At 54.9% G+C, this 20,377-nt stretch carries 17 protein-coding genes; 3 read left to right on the forward strand and 14 right to left on the reverse strand.

The annotated features are described in order from the left end of the window. Positions 1-9: 9 nt before the first annotated feature. Together RTM13_RS15705 and RTM13_RS15710 are read left to right on the forward strand one after the other, a co-directional pair. Positions 10-2,472, forward strand: coding sequence for a fimbria/pilus outer membrane usher protein (locus RTM13_RS15705; RefSeq protein ID WP_312213051.1), 2,463 nt, complete (start codon positions 10-12; stop codon positions 2,470-2,472). After that, positions 2,447-3,370 (forward strand): fimbrial protein, encoded by a 924-nt coding sequence (locus RTM13_RS15710; protein ID WP_312213052.1) that lies wholly within the window; start codon positions 2,447-2,449, stop codon positions 3,368-3,370. The genes RTM13_RS15705 and RTM13_RS15710 overlap by 26 nt, the downstream gene beginning before the upstream one ends. A gap of 101 nt (positions 3,371-3,471) precedes the next feature. Here RTM13_RS15710 and RTM13_RS15715 read toward each other — a convergent pair whose 3' ends face one another. From RTM13_RS15715 to RTM13_RS15760, 10 genes are all read right to left on the reverse strand, one after another. After that, positions 3,472-4,005, reverse strand: a complete 534-nt coding sequence (locus tag RTM13_RS15715; protein ID WP_312213053.1) for a fimbrial protein — start codon at positions 4,003-4,005, stop codon at positions 3,472-3,474. Between the two features lie 273 nt (positions 4,006-4,278). After that, a complete protein-coding gene (gene folA, locus RTM13_RS15720) occupies positions 4,279-4,758 on the reverse strand; it encodes a type 3 dihydrofolate reductase (protein WP_312213054.1) in 480 nt (159 codons plus the stop codon). A gap of 141 nt (positions 4,759-4,899) precedes the next feature. After that, the gene (gene kefC / locus RTM13_RS15725; protein WP_312213055.1) at positions 4,900-6,762 is read right to left on the reverse strand and encodes a glutathione-regulated potassium-efflux system protein KefC; all 1,863 of its coding nucleotides are present in this window, start codon (positions 6,760-6,762) and stop codon (positions 4,900-4,902) included. Beyond that, positions 6,755-7,285, reverse strand: a complete 531-nt coding sequence (gene kefF, locus RTM13_RS15730) for a glutathione-regulated potassium-efflux system oxidoreductase KefF (RefSeq protein ID WP_312213056.1) — start codon at positions 7,283-7,285, stop codon at positions 6,755-6,757. The genes kefC and kefF overlap by 8 nt, the downstream gene beginning before the upstream one ends. An 87-nt stretch (positions 7,286-7,372) precedes the next feature. Next, complete coding sequence (locus tag RTM13_RS15735; protein WP_312213058.1) at positions 7,373-7,594, reverse strand: YgdI/YgdR family lipoprotein; 222 nt, start codon at positions 7,592-7,594, stop codon at positions 7,373-7,375. Positions 7,595-7,789: 195 nt separating this feature from the next. Further along, positions 7,790-8,023: a YgdI/YgdR family lipoprotein gene (locus RTM13_RS15740; RefSeq protein ID WP_312213060.1), complete on the reverse strand. Its 234-nt coding sequence runs from the start codon at positions 8,021-8,023 to the stop codon at positions 7,790-7,792. Between the two features lie 176 nt (positions 8,024-8,199). After that, complete coding sequence (gene carB, locus RTM13_RS15745; protein ID WP_312213062.1) at positions 8,200-11,424, reverse strand: carbamoyl-phosphate synthase large subunit; 3,225 nt, start codon at positions 11,422-11,424, stop codon at positions 8,200-8,202. Between the two features lie 18 nt (positions 11,425-11,442). After that, positions 11,443-12,591: a glutamine-hydrolyzing carbamoyl-phosphate synthase small subunit gene (carA, locus tag RTM13_RS15750; RefSeq protein ID WP_312213064.1), complete on the reverse strand. Its 1,149-nt coding sequence runs from the start codon at positions 12,589-12,591 to the stop codon at positions 11,443-11,445. Between the two features lie 454 nt (positions 12,592-13,045). After that, positions 13,046-13,867, reverse strand: coding sequence for a 4-hydroxy-tetrahydrodipicolinate reductase (gene dapB / locus RTM13_RS15755; RefSeq protein ID WP_312213066.1), 822 nt, complete (start codon positions 13,865-13,867; stop codon positions 13,046-13,048). A 158-nt stretch (positions 13,868-14,025) separates the two neighbouring features. Then, positions 14,026-14,655 carry an alanyl-tRNA editing protein gene (locus RTM13_RS15760; protein ID WP_312213068.1) on the reverse strand — a complete coding sequence of 210 codons (630 nt, stop codon included), beginning with the start codon at positions 14,653-14,655 and terminating at the stop codon, positions 14,026-14,028. A gap of 92 nt (positions 14,656-14,747) precedes the next feature. On the opposite strand from RTM13_RS15760, the gene RTM13_RS15765 reads away from it, so the two are divergent. Continuing rightward, a complete protein-coding gene (locus RTM13_RS15765; RefSeq protein WP_312213070.1) occupies positions 14,748-15,656 on the forward strand; it encodes a LysR substrate-binding domain-containing protein in 909 nt (302 codons plus the stop codon). A 3-nt stretch (positions 15,657-15,659) separates the two neighbouring features. Here RTM13_RS15765 and ispH read toward each other — a convergent pair whose 3' ends face one another. The 4 genes from ispH to ileS all read right to left on the reverse strand — a co-directional run. Then, the gene (ispH, locus tag RTM13_RS15770; protein ID WP_312213072.1) at positions 15,660-16,610 is read right to left on the reverse strand and encodes a 4-hydroxy-3-methylbut-2-enyl diphosphate reductase; all 951 of its coding nucleotides are present in this window, start codon (positions 16,608-16,610) and stop codon (positions 15,660-15,662) included. Between the two features lies 1 nt (position 16,611). Further along, positions 16,612-17,061 (reverse strand): FKBP-type peptidyl-prolyl cis-trans isomerase, encoded by a 450-nt coding sequence (fkpB, locus tag RTM13_RS15775; protein WP_103818483.1) that lies wholly within the window; start codon positions 17,059-17,061, stop codon positions 16,612-16,614. 71 nt (positions 17,062-17,132) lie between these two features. Next, positions 17,133-17,633 carry a signal peptidase II gene (gene lspA / locus RTM13_RS15780; protein WP_312213074.1) on the reverse strand — a complete coding sequence of 167 codons (501 nt, stop codon included), beginning with the start codon at positions 17,631-17,633 and terminating at the stop codon, positions 17,133-17,135. Further along, a partial coding sequence (gene ileS, locus RTM13_RS15785) for an isoleucine--tRNA ligase (RefSeq protein WP_312213076.1) occupies positions 17,633-20,377 on the reverse strand: 2,745 nt, incomplete at its 5' end. The genes ileS and lspA, both read right to left, overlap by 1 nt.

Below are 20,377 nucleotides of genomic sequence, written 5' to 3' on the forward strand. Positions count from 1 at the left end.
AGTAAGCAGATGGATAGCAATGTTTTTTCATGGCGCACGGCTGCCGTTTTATTGCTATTTTCTGGAGTGGCACACGGTGAAGCGCTTTTTTTTGATAGCGCTGCCATTGAAAACACCACTCAGATTTCGGCAAGCAGTATTGACTTAAGCAAGTTTATCGGCTCAAAGAATCCGCCAGGAAATTATTATGTTACGGTTAAAGTCAACAATCGTATTGTCGCCAAACGGAACTTTGATTTTATCGAAAACAAAGAGGGAAAGCTCTACCCTGTACTATCTGTCACTCAACTACATGAACTTGGCGTCTATCTAACAAATAATCAGATAGATGCTGATGATAACTATCAACTCCCTGGGGAACTATCAGGAATAAATATCTCATTTGATTTTCGCAAGCAGCTGCTTAATATCAATATCCCCCAAGCGTACCTTAAGGTCGGGCCGGACGCGGATCTCAGTATTGCTCCCTCACAATGGGATGAAGGTATTAGTGCGTTCAGTCTGAACTATGACCTCAACGGCGCCCAAAGAAAAAAAGAGGGAGAGAGTTTCAAACCTGATGACAGCTCTTTACGATTGAATAGCGGCATCAACCTTGGCGCATGGCGATTACGCAGCGCTGGTATGCTCGATAAGCCCGCCGATAGCACGGTGAGCTGGAATAGCGAAAAGACATGGTTACAGCGTGATATCCCCGCGTTACGCAGCCTTGTTATGCTGGGTGATAACGGTACGGATGGGAATCTTTTTGATAGCGTTGATTATCGAGGGGTCTCACTCGCAACGGATGATGCCATGTTCTCCGATCAAGTTCAGGGATACGCACCTACCATACGAGGCATCGCCAAAACTTCAAATGCACGGGTAGAGGTCAGTCAGAATGGTAATGTCATCTACCAACGTTACGTCCCTGCAGGTCAATTTGTCATTAACGATCTTTTCCCTCAGTCTGGTGGCGGAGAGCTAAAGGTCACCATTACAGAGGCGGACGGTAGCGTCCATCACTTTACCCAGGCGTGGGGAGTAGTTCCTGCAATGCAGCGCGAGGGGCATCTCCGGTACAGTCTTGATATGGGTCGCACCCATGGCGTGGATGCAAATAATCAGCAGTTCTCTCAGTTCACCTTTTTTTACGGGTTGCCAGCAGAGACAACCATGTTTGGCGGCGATCTGTTGAGCAAATATTATCATGCCTTCGATCTGGGCTATGCGGTTGGCCTTGGCGATTTTGGCTCCACGTCAGTCGACATAACGTCAATGACGACGCAAGGTAGGGAAACGCCACGCACGCATGGTCAAAGTTACCGCATACGATATGCAAAAAATTTTACCGAATCGAATACGGATATGTCGGTCTCCTGGTCTTTTGCACCCACTGATGGCTATATCTCTTTTTCGGATGCTATTGCTCCGTTAGACAGCGATAACAAGATACCCGTATCTCAAAAAAACAGATGGCAAATCTCCGTAAACCAACCGGTGGGTGACATCAACACGCTGGTGCTCTCTGCCTGGCGTGCCGATTATTGGCATCAAAGTACAGATAAAAATCTCTCACTATCTGACACTCTCTCTTTGGGCGATACCAGTATCAGCCTGAGTTGGGCATGGACACAAAACGAAGAAAATAATTCTGAGCAACAGTTTGCGATGAATGTACAAATTCCTTTCTCTGTATTTAACAAAGACATTTGGGCTTCGTTTTCCAGTAACGTACAACGTCCAGGCGCGCCTTCACAATCTATAGGCATCAATGGCAATGCATTTGCGGATGACGCCCTTAGCTGGAGCGTTGATGCTAGCCATGGGGACAGTCAGTCGACGTCACAGGACGTTCATCTTGATTATAAAAATAGTGGTGGTCAATACATAGCTAACTATAGCCATGCTACGGAACGGCAAAGTCTCAGCTATGAAGTCAAAGGCTCTTTTATTGCTTCGGCCTATGGTTTTACCGCAGGGCAGCCATTCAGTACGGATAATGCCGTCGCCCTGGTTAAAGCGGAGAGCGCATCTAACCTACCGGTTAAGAACAATATTGGCGTCGCTACTGATTACCGGGGCTATGCCATCGTTCCCTACTTACAACCCTATCGTCAGAATAGCGTTACGCTAGAGCAAACTGCTGCGAGTAAAAACAGTATTGAATTGACGAGCAGTAGCGTATCTGCAATACCCACGGAATCGGCCATTGTTATGGCTGAATTTATGCCTCATATCGGGGCGAAAATTTTGGTCACGCTGCACCTTCCTAATGGTAAGCCTCTTCCTTTTGGCGCGACTGCCACAGTGGATGGTCTGGCTAACGAAGGCATTATTGATGAGAAAGGTCAGGTCTATCTGTCAGGCGCGCCTCTTACAGGCTCTATTACTGCGCAATGGGAAAGCCCGACGCAGGAGTGCCACGCTCCGTATAAAATAAACACAGCATCTGGAAAGCATCTTTATGAATTACAACTTATTTGCCAGTAAATATTTATTAACGACGTTGCTGTTTTTTACCCTCTGCATTGGCAAAATAGCCTCTGCCCACGCTGGCTGTCATGCTTCAGGTACGCAAAGAATAAAATTTACGCTTCCCGCTATTACGCTCTCGTCTTCAACACGACCAGGCACCATTTTGGCTCAAAAAACTGTTGATGCGGATGAGGTAAAAGAGGATCTCTTTGTATGCTCTGGAAGCGGCCACCTGACGGCCTTAATGCGGAATGCCGGAAAAAATGCGCAGGGCGTACATGCAACAAATATCAAAGGCATCGGCTACCGTCTGTTTATTGATGACCACCCTTTCCCCTGGGAAACGCGGCTGAACTGCCAGCAAGAACGCTGTCAACTGCCCTGGCCGATTGTGCCCCGAATCACATTTCAGCTTGTCCAGACCCTGCCTGATATTGAAGTAAATAGCGTGGTGCACTCTGGCGTTTACGGTGTAATACGACCCGATACAGGCAGGCCAGCCGTGCTCATTACGCTGGCGAGCCCAATCCACCTTTCTCAGGAGTCTTGCTCAGTTCACAATGAAACCGTAGATTTTGGCGAGATGCTCCTCGACCCTTTACTCAAACCTGGCAGCGTTATTAGTACAAAACCCTTTTCCATTGACTACGACTGTCCCTTTACGGGTTCGATATTAACCCGTTGGGAAGGGGTAAGCTCATCGCATGGCTATCTCTCCTCACCACAGCTGCAAAAACGCGGCGTAGCCATCAGAATAAAAGATACTTATGGTACACCTGTTTATCTCAACCGCTTATTCCGGATGGCCCCTCAGGCCGATAAGCTACCATTTATAGCGCAGCTAATCAGCACTCAAAAAGTCTCAGCCGGACAGTTCAATGCTACCGCAACATTTCATATCATTTACCCTTAAATAATACTTAAATTAAAATAAGAAACCGGATCCAGTACGTAACTGGATCCGGTTATTAAAGCGAGCAAATTATAAAGCTAATTTAAAACGAGGCAGTGCGCTTAGTTATAAAGTACATGAAGGGAGGTAGAGACCATGTAATCGCCCTCATCAACACCCTCTTTCATGATTTTCATCGCGGCAGCTAATGGGAAACTTATCGCACCATTAGTTAAATTTTTGCCGGTGTTCGGGGCAACGTTAGGCTTGTAATAGCTGCCAGAGTTTACATCTTTGATCATCATCGCGATATGATCCATTTGATTACCGGTGCCCTGCTGCAAAGCAAATACAGTACTGTTACCACTAAATGCGTTACCTTCAAAATCAAGTCTGGCGCTAGTTACGCTGCTTGGGCAGTCGCTAATATCTACAGTAAATGGAATCTCGGGCGATGTTTCGCCCAGTGATAATCCGGAGGTGTCAACCTGACCGATATCAACAGTGCTTTGCCCTTGATTAACTGAAACATTACATGATGAGCTCACCATGCTGCCTTTAAAATTAATCTGCACGCCAGGAGTACTAGCGGCAAACGCGGAGCACGATACAGAGATTGCAGCAGCTAACATACCGATCTTAAAAATACTTTTCATTTTTTAATTCCTTGCTAAATAAATAAACACAGTCACCATTCATAATAATGAATAGCGATAGGTATACTATCCATTATTGAATAGCGTATAAACCCGCTTTTATGTCCTTATTAGGACATAGGATCGGATGTGTTTTATTACATAGAATTAATTATCTAGTATTTATTTTATCGCATGGAATAGCTCTGCGTTCAGACGCTAAATTGTTGGTTAAATAAATAATATTAATACCCGACAGCATTACACGTGCCGGGTCTCTGGTTCAGCGCAGATTTACCGACGCTCGAGGATCTCAAAGCAGTAACTATGAGAATTCTGCGCATCGGCATCGTGAAACTCGCTAAAGGTCGACTCCCAATCGTCCGGCTCATAGTCCGGGAAATGGGTATCCCCTTCCACCTCTGCATCAATATGCGTCAGGTAGAGGCGCTGGGCCTTGGGCAGAAACTGCTCGTAGATGCGCCCGCCGCCGATCACCATAATCTCCTGGGCATCACCGCAGGCGGCAATGGCATCGTCAATGGAGCTAACCCACTGGACGCGATCGTCACTGCCCGGCTGGCTGCTAATGACGATGTTTTTACGCCCCGGCAAAGGACGCCCGATGGATTCCCAGGTCAGGCGACCCATCACCACCGGTTTGTTTAAGGTATTGCGTTTAAACCAGGCGAGATCGGCAGGCAAATTCCACGGCATGGCGTTTTCCATACCAATTACGCGATCGACCGCTAACGCTGCAATCAGACTGATCATTGTATCTATCCCGGAGCTAAAAATTGTCGCCACTATACGGAAAGCACTGACGCTCGTCGACTGGCGGAAAGGTAAAGAGAACGAAAATTTTTCATTCTGCTGGCGGGCCCGCAGTTGCCTGTGGGCCGCCAGCATGGATGATTAAACCGTCGGCTTAGCCTGCGGCTCATCGCTGGCATCGCCGGAGTGTTTACCCTCCTCCGTGCCCTGCCAGCCGTGCCGCTGGGTATGAGAGAGGTGCGCCCGATCCTCGGTGATGATCTCCGTTAGCATGGCGCTGGTGCGTTTGAACACCGCTGCCCGCGCCTGGGTATCGTCTTCACCCTGCACCATCTCCTCTATCATGTCTGAATTATAGCGGCGAAACAGATCGGCGCGCTCCCTGGCCTCATACTCTCCTAGCCCCAGGCTCTCCAGCGCCAGACGACCGGTACGCAGTGCGCCCTCAAAGGTTTCACGCTCTGGCCGCTCAACGCCCGCCTGACGCAGGCGGATAAAGTGATCGACGTCGCGAGCGCGGGCAACGATCTGCAGGTGCGGGAAGTGCTCTTTAACCAACTCGGTCAATTGCAGGTTGGCTTTGGGATCGTCAATGGCGTTGATCAGCACCTCGGCCTTGCCTGCCCCGGCAGACTCGAGCAGATCTACGCGGGTCGCATCGCCGTAGAAGACCTTCATGCCAAACTTGCGCAGGGTTTCAATATGGTCGGGGTCGTGATCGAGAACGACCATTTTCACCCCGCTGGAGAGCAGCAGACGCCCGGCAATCTGTCCGAAACGACCGAAGCCCGCAATGATAACTCGCGGCTGCTCCTCATCAATCTCATCCGCTTCACGCTGCTGGCCCGTGGTTTTGTTATCAAGCCGGGTCAGCAGCACCAGCAGCAGCGGCGTTGCCGCCATTGAGAGCGCCACCGCCAGGGTGAGCGCTTTAGCCCACTCGGGATCCAGCACGTTGGCGGACTGTGCCGTGCCAAACACCACGAAAGCAAATTCACTCCCCTGCCCCAGCAGGACCGCGAACCAGCGCCGCTGTTTGCCCGGTACTTTTAACGGACGGGCAATCAGCCACAGCACCAGGGTTTTAATGACCAGGAAGCCCACCAGCAGGATGATAATGCGCAGCGGATGCGTCACCAGAGTACCGAAATCGATAGACATGCCGACGCCGATAAAGAACAGCCCCAGCAGCAGACCCTTAAACGGCTCGATATCGCTCTCCAGCGCGTGGCGGTATTCGGAGCTGGCCAACAGCACTCCGGCCAGGAAGGCCCCCATCGCCATCGACAGCCCGGCCTCCTCCAGCAGCAGCCCGAAACCAAAGATCAGGAACAGCGCGACGGCGCTGAACACTTCCCGCAGGCCGGTACGGGCGACAAAGCGCAGCGCCGGACGTGCGACGTAGCGGCCAATCAGCACCACGATCGCCAGCGCGGCGACAACCTTTAGTGCTGAGAGGGTAAAGGCACCCAGCGTGGTGGCTGCGCCGCTGGTCGCCAATAGAGGGATCATCGCCACCAGCGGAATGGCGGCAATGTCCTGAAACAGCAGCACGGCAAAGGCGCTGCGCCCCATCTGGGAGACCATCAGGTTACGCTCGTTCATCGCCTGCATGGCGATCGCCGTCGAGGAGAGTCCCAGCGTCAGGCCAATCAGCACCGCCACCTGCCAGCGCAGACCCAGCGCCATACAGAACGCACCCAGCAGCAGGCCGCAGACCAGCATCTGCAATGCGCCGCCGCCAAACACCGAGGCGCGCAGCTTCCATAGCCGCTGGGGATCCAGCTCAAGGCCGATGACAAACAGCATCAACACCACGCCGATTTCAGCGAAGTGTAGAATTGACTCGGCGTCGGTGACCAGCCGCAGCCCCCATGGACCAATAATGCAGCCGGCAATCAGATAGCCGAGCACCGAGCCGAGGCCGAGGCGCACCGCAATCGGCACGATCAGCGCCGCCGATCCCAGATAGATCAGCGCCTGTATCAGGGTATGGCTATCCATGATTCACCTCCTGCCATGCCATCAGCCGCTGTTTATAGTGACGCGCCTTGGCATTCAGGGTTTCATCATCGTTGACGAACGTATTGTGCATAGAGAAAGGGGCCAGCCACTTCAGGCCGCAGTAGATTGCCGTGGCCTGTAGGGGCTGCGCCAGGGCTTCAAAGCCTGGGTGCGATCCGATATCAAAGTGGTGCTCGCCACCGCCGGTGGTCACGGCCCACAGCAGGTGCTTGCCGTGCAGGGCCGTACCGCCCTCGCCGTAGGCCCAGCCGTGCGTAAGCACTTTATCCATCCACAGCTTGAGCAACGGCGGGACGCTATACCACTGGAGAGGATGCTGCCAGACCACCAGGTCCGCGCGCGAGACGGCCTCCTGCTCAGCGGCGATATCGATATTGAAGTCGGGATAGAGTTGGTAAAGCGAGCGGACTTCGACGCCGTCCAGAGTTCCTGCCTGTTCAAGCATCCGCTTATTCGCATGCGAATGACGCGGATAGGGATGGGCATAAATAATCAGAATCATTCATTAACCTGTCTAAACTGCACTATTGTAATGGCAGTGAGTTTAGACAGTTAATGGATGCGCTTACAGAGGAAAGATCCGCTTTGCTTACTCTTTTTCTATCAGCTGCGAGACGTCGGACGTTTTGATCTGGCGGCTATAGCCCTGCTGGTCGACATAGCGGGTCATACCGGTATCTTTATCAATTTCAGGCTTGCCCTGGGTAACAATCATTTCGCCGTTTTTGGTCGACATAATGTAGTCGCTTGAGCAGCCTACCAGCGAAAGTGATACTGCGCCCAGAAACAGAACAGCAACAATTCTCTTCATAACGGACTCCGTTTTATCGTGAAGAGGAGAGTTTAGCGAAGCAATATATTATTTAATATCGAGAAAATATATTAAAATGCTAAAGACGAAGCGATTGGAAATATATTCATCTGGGTTATTGTTTGGATGGCGACAATAAAAAGCCCGGCAGTTTTACTCTGCCGGGCGTTGGGCGACAAAACTCAAGGTATAAAATTAGTTATCGAGTTCGCTCATATTTTTCAGCTGGTCGCGATTGATCTGTTCTGTTTGACCCGTTGCGGCATTTTTGTACGACACCATACCGGTGTCATCATCAACCTGCGGCTTTCCATCAGTAACGATAGTTTTGCCATCAGTCGTTTTTACGGCCTGATTAGAGGAGCAACCTGCTACGGTAAACAACGTTGCTGCGGCTAAAACAGATGCCATAAGAGTGCGCTTTTGCATGGTGTTCTCCCTGCTTTTCAGTGATTTTCAGTGGTCTTCCTAATTAAAGGTAGACTATTTGTCTGATGTATCAGGAGAATACAGAACACTCTTAAACGCCCGTTAATAACGCCATGCCGTAACTGCTTAAAATGAAAAAACCCGCCGGAGCGGGTTTTGGCAACATTGTAGGACGCTTATTTAGCGATCTGGGCGTGCATCTCCTGTACGGAGGTCACTTTCTCGGTGGCATCCGCATTCAGCGCCATCGCCGTGGCGAAACCGCCGTTCAGCGTGGTGTCATAGTGCACCTTGTACTGCAGGGCGCTGCGGCGGATCAGTTTGGAGTCCTCAATCGCCTGACGGCCTGCGGTGGTGTTGATGATGTAGGTGTATTCGCCATTCTTGATACGATCCTGAATGTGCGGACGACCTTCATGCACCTTGTTCACCAGGCGCGGGTTGATACCAGCTTCACCCAGAACAATTGCCGTGCCGTGGGTAGCATCCAGCTCAAAGCCGAACTTCAGCAGCTTAGCAGCCAGGTCTACTACACGCTCTTTGTCGCCTTCGCGTACGGAGAGCAGCGCCCGGCCCTGTTTCTTCATGGTCGAGTTGCTGCCCAGCTGCGCTTTGGCAAAGGCCTCGGCAAAGGTGCGGCCTACGCCCATCACTTCCCCGGTAGAGCGCATCTCTGGCCCCAACAGCGGGTCCACGCCAGGGAACTTGTTGAACGGCAGCACCACCTCTTTCACCGAGTAGTACGGCGGGATAATCTCTTTGGTGACGCCCTGCTCGGCCAGGGTTTTACCTGCCATCACTCGCGCCGCCACTTTCGCCAGCGGTACGCCGGTGGCCTTGGAGACGAACGGCACGGTACGTGCCGCGCGTGGGTTGACCTCAATCAGATAGACTTCGTTGTCTTTCACCGCGAACTGAACGTTCATCAGGCCGCGCACCTGCAGCTCGAAGGCCAGCTTCTGCACCTGCTGGCGCATGACGTCCTGGATCTCCTGGCTCAGCGTGTAGGCTGGCAGTGAACAAGCCGAGTCACCGGAGTGAACGCCCGCCTGCTCGATGTGCTCCATAATGCCGCCAATCAGCACCGTTTCGCCGTCGCAGATAGCGTCAACGTCCACCTCTACCGCGTCGTCGAGGAAGCGGTCCAGCAGCACCGGCGCGTCGTTAGAGACGCTGACCGCCGTCAGGAAGTAGCGACGCAGGTCGATCTCGTCGTAGACAATTTCCATCGCCCGGCCGCCCAGTACGTAGGAGGGGCGCACTACCAGCGGGTAGCCAATCTCTTTCGCCTTCTCTACCGCCTGCTCGATAGCGGTAACGGTGGCGTTCGCCGGCTGCTTCAGCTTCAGACGATCCACCGCCTGTTGGAAACGTTCGCGGTCTTCGGCGCGGTCGATAGCATCCGGGCTGGTGCCAATAACCGGCACGCCTGCGGCTTCCAGCGCACGGGCCAGCTTCAGCGGGGTCTGGCCACCGTACTGCACGATAACGCCCTTCGGCTTCTCGATGCGGACGATTTCAAGTACGTCTTCCAGGGTTACCGGCTCGAAGTAGAGGCGATCCGAGGTGTCGTAGTCGGTGGAGACGGTTTCTGGGTTACAGTTGACCATGATGGTCTCGTAACCATCTTCGCGCAGCGCCAGCGAGGCGTGGACGCAGCAGTAGTCGAACTCAATGCCCTGGCCGATACGGTTTGGACCGCCGCCCAGCACCATGATTTTGTCACGATCCTGAGTCGGGTTGGCCTCACACTCCTCCTCGTAGGTGGAGTACATGTAGGCGGTATCGGTGGAGAACTCGGCCGCACAGGTGTCCACGCGTTTGTAGACCGGGTGCAGGTCGTACTGGTCGCGCAGCTTGCGCACCTCAGATTCACGCACGCCCGCCAGCTTGGCCAGACGCGCATCGGCAAAGCCTTTACGCTTCAGCTGGCGCAGGAAGTCAGCGTCGAGGCCGTTGATGCCCACTTCCGCTACCTTCTCTTCCAGGCGCACCAGCTCTTCAATTTGTACCAGGAACCAGCGGTCGATGTTGGTCAGGTTAAAGACGCCGTCAACCGACAGGCCCGCACGGAACGCGTCCGCGATGTACCAGATACGCTCCGCGCCCGCGTCTTTCAGCTCGCGGCGAATTTTGGTCAGCGCTTCTGGATCGTCCAGGCTCACCTTCGGGTCGAAACCGGTCGCGCCCACTTCCAGGCCACGCAGCGCTTTCTGCAGCGACTCCTGCTGGGTACGACCAATCGCCATCACTTCGCCCACGGACTTCATCTGGGTGGTCAGTCGGTCGTTGGCACCAACGAACTTCTCGAAGTTGAAGCGTGGAATTTTAGTGACCACGTAGTCAATGGATGGCTCAAACGATGCCGGGGTACGGCCGCCGGTGATGTCGTTCATCAGCTCGTCGAGGGTGTAGCCCACCGCCAGCTTGGCCGCGACTTTTGCAATCGGGAAGCCGGTCGCCTTCGACGCCAGCGCCGAGGAGCGGGAGACGCGCGGGTTCATCTCGATAACGATCAGACGACCATTCTTCGGGTTCACCGAGAACTGGACGTTGGAGCCGCCGGTTTCCACGCCGATTTCACGCAGTACCGCCATCGAGGCGTTACGCATGATCTGATACTCTTTATCGGTCAGGGTCTGCGCCGGGGCGACGGTGATGGAGTCACCGGTATGGATACCCATGGCGTCAAAGTTCTCGATAGAGCAGACGATGATGCAGTTGTCGTTCTTATCGCGCACCACCTCCATCTCGTACTCTTTCCAGCCGATCAGCGACTCATCAATCAGCAGCTCGTTGGTTGGGGAGAGATCCAGGCCGCGGGCGCAGATCTCTTCAAACTCTTCGCGGTTATAGGCGATGCCGCCGCCGGTGCCGCCCATAGTGAATGAGGGGCGAATAATGCACGGATAGCCGACGTCAGCGGCAACCGCCAGCGCCTCTTCCATGTTATGCGCAATGCCGGAACGAGCGGTGTCGAGGCCGATTTTCTTCATGGCGACGTCGAAACGGCGGCGATCTTCCGCTTTATCAATCGCGTCGGCGGTGGCACCGATCATGGTCACGCCAAACTCTTCCAGAACGCCCTGGCGCTCCAGCTCCAGCGCGCAGTTCAGCGCGGTCTGGCCGCCCATAGTGGGCAGCACCGCATCCGGGCGCTCTTTTTCGATGATTTTGCGTACCACTTCCCAGTGGATAGGCTCAATGTACGTTGCGTCCGCCATCTCCGGGTCAGTCATGATGGTTGCCGGGTTAGAGTTAACCAGGATGACGCGGTAACCCTCTTCACGCAGGGCTTTACAGGCCTGAGCACCGGAGTAGTCAAATTCGCAGGCCTGGCCGATTACGATCGGGCCAGCGCCAAGGATCAGGATGCTTTTAATGTCTGTACGTTTTGGCATGGTCTTCTCGGCTCCTGATTATTTAGCAGTCTTACGGTATTGCTCGATAAGTTCGATAAAGTGATCGAACAGCGGCGCAGCATCGTGCGGGCCTGGGCTGGCCTCCGGGTGACCCTGGAAGCTGAACGCTGGCTTGTCGGTACGATGGATACCCTGCAGGGTACCGTCGAACAGCGATTTGTGCGTTACGCGCAGGTTCGCCGGCATGGTCGCCTCATCCACCGCGAAACCGTGGTTTTGCGCGGTGATCATCACGGTGTTGTTATCGATATCCTTAACCGGATGGTTGCCGCCGTGGTGGCCGAACTTCATCTTCACGGTTTTCGCGCCGCTCGCCAGGGCCAGCAGCTGATGGCCGAGGCAGATACCAAACACCGGAATGTCGGTCGCCAGGAAGGCCTGAATGGCGTCGATAGCGTAGTCGCAGGGAGCCGGGTCACCGGGGCCGTTGGAGAGGAAAATGCCATCCGGGTTCATCTTCAGGACTTCATCCGCCGGGGTCTTCGCCGGGACTACCGTCAGGCGGCAGCCTCTGTCTACCAGCATACGCAGGATGTTGCGCTTCGCACCGTAGTCGTAAGCCACCACGTGGAACGGCAGCTCCTCTTCTTTTTTCGCTTCCGGCAGCTCACCGGCCAGCGTCCAGCTCCCCTGGGTCCAGCTGTAGGACTCAGCGGTGGTCACCTCTTTCGCCAGATCCATGCCGTTCAGGCCCGGGAACGCTTTCGCTTTCTCCAGCGCCAGGGCGGCATCCGGACTGTCGCCCGCGATGATGCAGCCGTTCTGTGCGCCCTTCTCGCGCAGCAGGCGGGTCAGCTTACGGGTATCGATATCGGCAATCGCCACGATGTTATGGCGTTTCAGGTAAGAAGAGAGGTCTTCGGTATTGCGGTAGTTGCTGGCAATCAGCGGCAGGTCACGAATAATCAGGCCTTGAGCGTGAACCTGGGACGCTTCTTCATCGGCTTCGTTAGTGCCGACATTACCAATATGGGGATAAGTAAGAGTGACGATTTGGCGGGAATAGGAGGGATCAGTAAGGATTTCTTGATAACCGGTCATTGAAGTATTGAAAACGACTTCCCCAACCGCCGAACCTGTTGCCCCTATGGCCCGACCGTGAAACTGGGTTCCGTCTTCCAGAACCAATAGCGCTGACTTAATCAAAACACCCTCCAGAGAATATTCACTCACTTTATTTGCATATTAATTCATATTGAAGCCACAAATCAATGCAAATCTGCTTACCGGTGTATTTTTGGCAAACGGCGGCATTCTAGAGACAAGCCTGGTAAAAGTCTACATTCAAACGTACTTTTTCTTAGTTTTTTGCCAGCCTGAGGGATAAGCGACACTTTAAGATGCAAAAAAGCCAGCTAAATTGCACAGGAAAACGCTTGCGCACCGCTGTGAATTACTCTTTTTTATACGAGGCGGTAAAAACAGCATCTGACGCGAGAAATGTGTCATTTTTAAATAAAATAGGCAGTAAAAGCTTAACTTATGGCAGACTGAAGTAGAAAACAAGACATAACAGATAAAATAAAGGGGCAATAAAATATTGCCCCTTGCAATCAAAGTATTGCGATCACAATAACCACATCACGATGGGTAATAAATATCACAAACTGTTGAGTTCAAGCACATCACGCATGTCAAAAAGACCACTCTTTTGCGACTTAAGCCATAAAGCGGCCCGAACGGCACCGTTTGCAAAGGTCATACGGCTGGAGGCCTTATGGGTGATCTCAATCCGCTCGCCAACGTCAGCAAACATAGCGGTATGCTCACCCACAATGTCGCCTGCGCGAACGGTGGCAAAACCGATGGTGCCCGGCTCGCGCTCGCCGGTGTAGCCTTCGCGGCTATAGACGGCGCAGCTCTTCAGATCCTTATCCAGCGCATGAGCAATAGCTTCACCCATTGCCAGCGCAGTTCCTGACGGGGCATCAACCTTATGACGGTGATGCGCCTCAATAATTTCAATGTCGGTGTAGTCACCCATTACCTTCGCCGCTTTCTCCAGCAGCTTAAGCATAACGTTGACCCCAACGCTAAAGTTAGCGGCAAAAACGATACTGATGTTCTGTGCCGCGTCGCTGATAGCCTGCTTGCCCGCGTCGTCAAAGCCGGTGGTGCCAATGACCATGCCCTTACCATGCTGACGGCAGAAGGCCAGATGGGTCAGGGTGCCTTCCGGACGGGTAAAATCGATAAATACATCGAAGTCGTCCTTCACCGCCTCCAGGCTGCTCTGCACCGTCACGCCTGATTTGCCGGCACCCGCCAGCTCTCCTGCGTCGCTGCCCAGCAGAGAAGATCCCTCCCGTTCCAGCGCCGCGCCCAGGGTTACGCCATCCATGTTTAGCGCCGCCTGGATCAGCTGGCGGCCCATGCGCCCACCAGCGCCCGCAATGGCAACGCGAATTTGTGCTTCGTGCATAGTTGTGCTCTTTTGTTAATGAAATGCTATAAATCGCTTCCAGATTAACCAGCCCGCTACCGGGCCGCCAGCCGAAAACGCCGATAATAAGAATTTAATGATAAACGCCGAAAAGTATCAGCAAAAGACATGATTGCTGCCTGAGCGGCAGCAACGTGCTATGGCAGGAGATAACTGATGGTAAGCTGGCCTTTCTTCTGCTTTATGCTACTAATCACCAGCTTATCGATATTTTGCAGGCTCGACACATGCGTGCCGCCGCACTCGTAAGCAGGCAGATCGCCAAAGCGTACTTTACGACGATCGCTTTCAAACTCCACATGGCGCAGCAGCCCGGCGCTTATCCATGCCTCAATGCTTGCCAGCAGCATGTCGCTGTCCGGTACTTCTGCCCCCTCGCCCGCAATAAAGGTCACTTTGCCTTCGCCCGGCCAGTGGTGTGCTTTTACCGGCTGCCAGCCATGCTGCTCTGCTGCATAGCCAACCAGATGACCAGCGCTATGCCAGCGCGCATGCAACGCTCGGACTTCCGCATTGACCTGCAACGTCGCATCGCCTGTCGCAAGCGGTTCGGGCAGAATGTGTATAACGCTCTCCCCGCGCTGGATGACGCTCTCAACGGCTATGCCATTGATGGTTCCCCTGTCAGCGGGCTGACCTCCCCCCTGCGGATGAAACAGCGTCTTATCCAGCTCGATTGCATAGCGGCCGTCAGGCTCTTCGCTGCAGCTGCGCACCTGAGCGACGCCCTGGATGGCATCGCTGGTGTAATAAAGACGTTCAGTCATGGTTGTTCTCCTCTGTCTGAGAACAGTATATTCATAATCTCCTGGGCGATAATTCCCTTTTCATTCACTGCACTTTTGCTTAACAGGCACAGATGAATCCACTTCTGCTTCCCGATCTTGCGACCTTTGTGACCATTATTGAACAGGGTAGCTTCTCTGCTGCGGCACGGACTAATGGTGCAACACCCTCCGCTATCAGTCGCTGTGTATCACGCCTGGAGCAGGAGATGGGCTGTAAGCTGCTGCACCGCACCACCCGCAAGCTGGCGCTGACGGAGACAGGCCGAACCGTTTATGAATATGCCCAGGAGATGCTGGAGGCGGCCAGGCAGGCGTTAGATTCCGGTGGCAGCCTGCAAACCGTTGCCCAGGGCAAACTTACTTTAAGCGTCCCTAAAGCCGTTGGGCGCTTTGTTATTCACCCGCTGATGCCTGAGTTTCTTGCCCGCCATCCGCAGATCGACGTCGCTCTGCGCCTGGAGGATCGCTATGTTGATTTAATTAACGACGGCGTCGATCTGGCGCTGCGCATCACCGACTCTCCTTCACCGGGGCTATATGGCAAAGCGCTGATGCCGGTAACCCACGTTATCTGCGCGACGCCTGAGTATTTACGCAAGCACGGCATGCCCACGCACCCGCAGGATCTGCGTCGTCACAGCTGCATCTCTCTGGGCGAAACGCCCGCTGACGCACGCTGGAAGTTTCGCCTGCGGGAAAAGACAGAGGCCGTGCAGACGCGGGGACGCTATGCGGCGAACCATACCGGCGTACGCCTGGACGCGGTTAAGCAGCATATCGGCATTGGCAGCCTGCCGCTGTTTACCGCCCGCGAGGCGCTGGAGAGAGGAGAGATTGTGCAGGTGCTGCCGGATTGGGAATTTATCAGCACCTACTCCGGGGAACTTTGGTTACTGTGGACGCGAAATAAACATATGCCCGCAAAGATGCGGGCAATGATTAGCTATCTTACCGAGAAGATGCCCACCGGCACCGTTTGAGGATTACTCGACTTCGCGTACGTCCATGCGCAGCTCTTTTGGTACCTCAAAGACGATATTCTCTTCGCGGCCCTCAAGAGGAATGGCTTCCCCGCCGCCCAGCGCTTGCAGGCGGGCAATAACGTTCTGCACCAGAATATCCGGCGCGGAGGCACCGGCGGTGACGCCGACGCAGGCCACATTCGCTACCCATGCTTCCTGGATATCGGACGCGTCGTCGATCAGAAACGCCGCTTTCCCCATCCGCTGAGCAAGCTCTGCCAGCCGGTTAGAGTTCGAGGAGTTCTTCGAGCCAACTACCAGCACCACGTCGGCCTGCTCGGCCAGCGCGCGCACCGCCTCCTGGCGATTAGTGGTGGCGTAGCAGATATCATCCTTACGCGGCCCGACAATTTTCGGGAAGCGGCTACGCAGGGCGTCGATAACGTCAGAGGTATCATCCACCGATAGCGTGGTCTGGGTCATAAACGACAGCTTAGTTTCGTCTTTGACGTTCAGGGTCAGCACATCTTCCGGGGACTCCACGAGGTACATCCCCCCTTTCGGATTGCTGTACTGGCCCATTGTGCCTTCAACTTCCGGGTGACCGGCATGGCCGATAAGGATCGACTCTTCGCCGCGGCGGCTGGCGCGCGCCACTTCCATATGCACCTTGGTCACCAGCGGACAGGTCGCGTCAAACACCGTCAGATCGCGGCTTTTAGCTTCGTTACGTACCGCCTGGGAGACGCCGTGGGCGGAGAAGATCAGGATAGCGCCGTCCGGCACTTCGCTGATCTGCTCGATAAAGATGGCGCCACGCTCGCGCAGGCTATCGACGACGTAGCGGTTATGCACCACCTCGTGACGCACGTAAATTGGTGCGCCGTAGATTGCCAGCGCGTTCTCAACAATGCTGATAGCGCGGTCTACCCCGGCGCAGAAGCCGCGCGGGTTGGCCAACAGGATCTGCATCTTATGCCTCCAGTGCCGGATCGACTTCCAGCACTTCAATATCAAAATGAACGGTTCGATCGGCCAGCGGATGGTTGAAGTCAACGGTGATCGAGTCGCCGTTAATCTCGCGGATCACGCCTGGCATTTCGCTGCCATCCATTGCGGTAAACAGCATGATTGCACCGGTTTCCGGCTCGCCCGCATCCATAAATTCACGGCGCGAAAAGTACTGGATCAGATCCGGGCTGCTGATACCAAAAGCAGCGTCCGGCTCCAGCGAAAAGGCACGCTTATCGCCCGCTTTCAACCCCAGCAGGTGTTGCTCCAGCCCTTCCGACAGCGAGCCGTCACCGAGACGAAACAGCGCCGGTTTACCGTTATTACGGGTGGACTCGGCAACGGAGCCATCATCAAGCTTCAGCGTGAAATGCACCAGCACCGCGCTGTTGCTCTGTACAGAGTTAGACATGCAGATATAGCCTTTCAGTGTGTTTGCCCGGTGGCGCTATGCCTACCGGGCCTACAGGTTTTGCGCTGCGGTTATGCCGCTTTTTTCTTCGCCGCTGAAGGAATAAAACCCTCCAGCACGATTAACGCCGCACCGATACAGATGGCCGTATCGGCGAGGTTAAAGGTTGCGAAGTGCCAGTCGCCAACGTAGAAGTCGATCATATCGACCACGAAGCCGTGCCACAGGCGGTCAAACAGATTACCCAGCGCGCCGCCAATAATCAGCGCGTAGGCGATGTTGTTCAGCTTCTGCGACGCCTTTGCGCGGTACATCATCACCGCCAGCACCACGCAGATGCCAATGGCGATCCCGGAGAAGAACCAGCGCTGCCAGCCGCCTTTATCGGCGAGGAAGCTAAACGCCGCGCCGTAGTTGCGCGCATAGTGCAGATTAAGCGACGGGAACAGCGATACCGTCTCCCCCAGATTGAAGTTCTGGAGGATCAGGTACTTGCTGCCCAGATCGATAATCAGCACGGCTACCACCAGCCACAGCCAGCGTAGCCCTGTTGAAAAGATCGGTTTACTCATCAGGCAAACTTACGTTTTTCGCCGTCACCGGCGACGTTAACCACACAGCGTCCGCAAATTTCTGCGTGTTCCGCCACCTTACCGACGTCGGTCGTATAGTGCCAGCAGCGCTGACACTTCTCACCTTCGGCCTTGCTAAGCGTGACCTTCAGCCCTTTGAGCAGCTCGCTCTGCTGGGCCTCAGTCGGTGCGTTAGTATAGTCCTCAACCTTCGCGCCGGAGGTCAACAGGACGAATCGTAATTCATCGCCCAGCGCCGTCAGCTTCGCCGCCAGCTCAGGTTCTGCGTAGAGGGTCACCGCCGCCTCCAGCGAGCCACCCACCTTCTTGTCGGCGCGCGCCTGCTCGATAACTTTGTTCACCTCGCCACGGACCTTCAGCAGTTCGCTCCAGTAAGCATCGTTCATGGCCTCCGTTTCGGCCAGGCTAAACAGACCTTCATACCACTCACCGGTAAAGACATACTGCTCACGCTCGCCCGGCAGGTAGCCCCAGATCTCATCGGCAGTGAAGGACATGATCGGTGCAATCCAGCGCACCAGCGCCTCGGAAATGTGGTACAGCGCGGTCTGGCAGCTGCGACGGGCAACGCTGTCGGCTTTCGCGGTGTACTGGCGATCTTTGATGATGTCGAGGTAGAACGAGCCCATTTCGATAGAGCAGAAGCGCATCAGACGCTGCACCACTTCATGGAAGTCGTAGGACTCATACGCCTTGAGGATATCCTCCTGCGCGGCTTTGGCACAGCCTACCGCCCAGCGGTCCAGCACCACCATCTCCTCCGGTTTCACCATGTCTTTTGCCGGATCGAAACCGTTGAGGTTCGCCAGCAGGAAGCGCGCGGTGTTACGGATACGGCGATAGCTGTCAGCGGCACGCTTGAGGATCTCATCCGATACCGCCATCTCGCCGGTGTAATCCGTCGAGGCCACCCACAGACGCAGAATATCCGCGCCCAGCTTGTTCATCACATCCTGCGGCGAGACGGTGTTGCCGATCGATTTCGACATCTTGCGTCCCTGACCGTCCACGGTGAAGCCGTGGGTCAGCACCTGACGATACGGCGCTTTGCCCTTCATGGCGGTGGAGATCATCAGGGAGGACATGAACCAGCCGCGATGCTGGTCGGAGCCTTCCAGATACATATCCGCCGCATGACCCGCAAACTCAGGGCGCACGTCCACCACTGAAGAGTGAGTAGAGCCAGAGTCAAACCAGACGTCGAGGGTATCCGGCACCTTCACGTAGTTGTCGGCGTCGTCACCCATGATGTCGCGCGGATCGAGATCCCACCACGCCTGGATGCCATCTTCTTCAACGCGTTTTGCTACCGCTTCCATCAGCTCCTGCGTGCGTGGATGCAGCTCTTCGGTATCCTTGTGCACGAACAGCGACATCGGCACGCCCCAGGTACGCTGACGAGAGATACACCAGTCAGGGCGGTTGGCAACCATCGATTCGATACGCGCCTGGCCCCAGTCCGGGATCCACTGCACGCCTTTGATCTCTTTCAGAGACTGCTCGCGCAGGCCTTTCTGATCCATGCTGATAAACCACTGCGGCGTGGCGCGGAAGATGATCGGCGTTTTGTGACGCCAGCAGCATGGGTAGCTGTGAACCAGCTTCTCCAGATGCAGCAGCGCGCCCTTCTCCGTCAGCAGTTCGGTAATAAGATTGTTCGCCTTAAAGACGTTAACGCCGTCCAGCGTTGGGTAGGTTCCCGGCAGATAGCAGCCGTCCGGCCCCACCGGGTTCGCGGTTTCGAGGCCATATTTCTGGCCGATTACGTAGTCATCCGGGCCGTGGCCAGGGGCGGTATGCACCGCACCGGTACCGGCGTCGAGGGTTACGTGGTCGCCAAGGATCGCCGGCACGTCGAAGCCCATAAACGGATGGGTAAAGCGCATCAGCTCCAGCTCGCTGCCTTTTACCGTGCCGAGGATGCTGTACTCTGCCACGCCGATGCGTTTCATCACGCTCTCAACCAGATCTTTGGCAAGGATCAGCGCCTGGCCGTCGATCTGCACCAGCGCATACTCGAACTCAGGCGACAGGGAGATGGCGCGGTTCGCCGGCAGCGTCCATGGAGTGGTAGTCCAGATCACCAGCGAGACAGGGCCGCTGACGCCCGGCAGACCGAATTTCGCTTTTACCGCATCCTGGTCAGCGGCCTGGAAAGCGACGTCGATCGACGGAGAGGTTTTGTCATAGTACTCCACCTCTGCCTCAGCCAGCGCGGAGCGGCAGTCGACGCACCAGTGCACCGGCTTCGCACCTTTGTGCAGGTGGCCGTTACCGATGATCTTGCCCAGCGCGCGAATGATGTTGGCTTCGGTTTTGAAGTCCATGGTCAGGTACGGATGCGCCCAGTCGCCCAGCACGCCCAGACGGATAAAGTCCTCGCGCTGGCCGTTAACCTGCGCGGCAGCGTACTCGCGGCATTTGGCACGGAACTCGGCAGCGGTAAACTTCTCGCCCGGCTTGCCGTACTCCTGCTCAACCTTCAGCTCAATCGGCAGACCGTGACAGTCCCAGCCCGGCACGTAGGGCGAATCGAAGCCCGCCAGCCCTTTGGACTTAACGATAATGTCTTTCAGAATCTTATTAACCGAGTGACCAATATGAATGCTGCCATTCGCATAAGGAGGGCCATCATGCAGAATGAAGGTTTTTTTGCCTTTTTTCGCGGCACGGATGATGCCGTACAGGTCATCATCGTTCCAACGCGCCAGCATTCCCGGTTC

Origin of the sequence: Pseudescherichia sp. (assembly GCF_031979925.1) — a bacterium.
In the GTDB taxonomy this organism is placed as follows: domain Bacteria; phylum Pseudomonadota; class Gammaproteobacteria; order Enterobacterales; family Enterobacteriaceae; genus Pseudescherichia.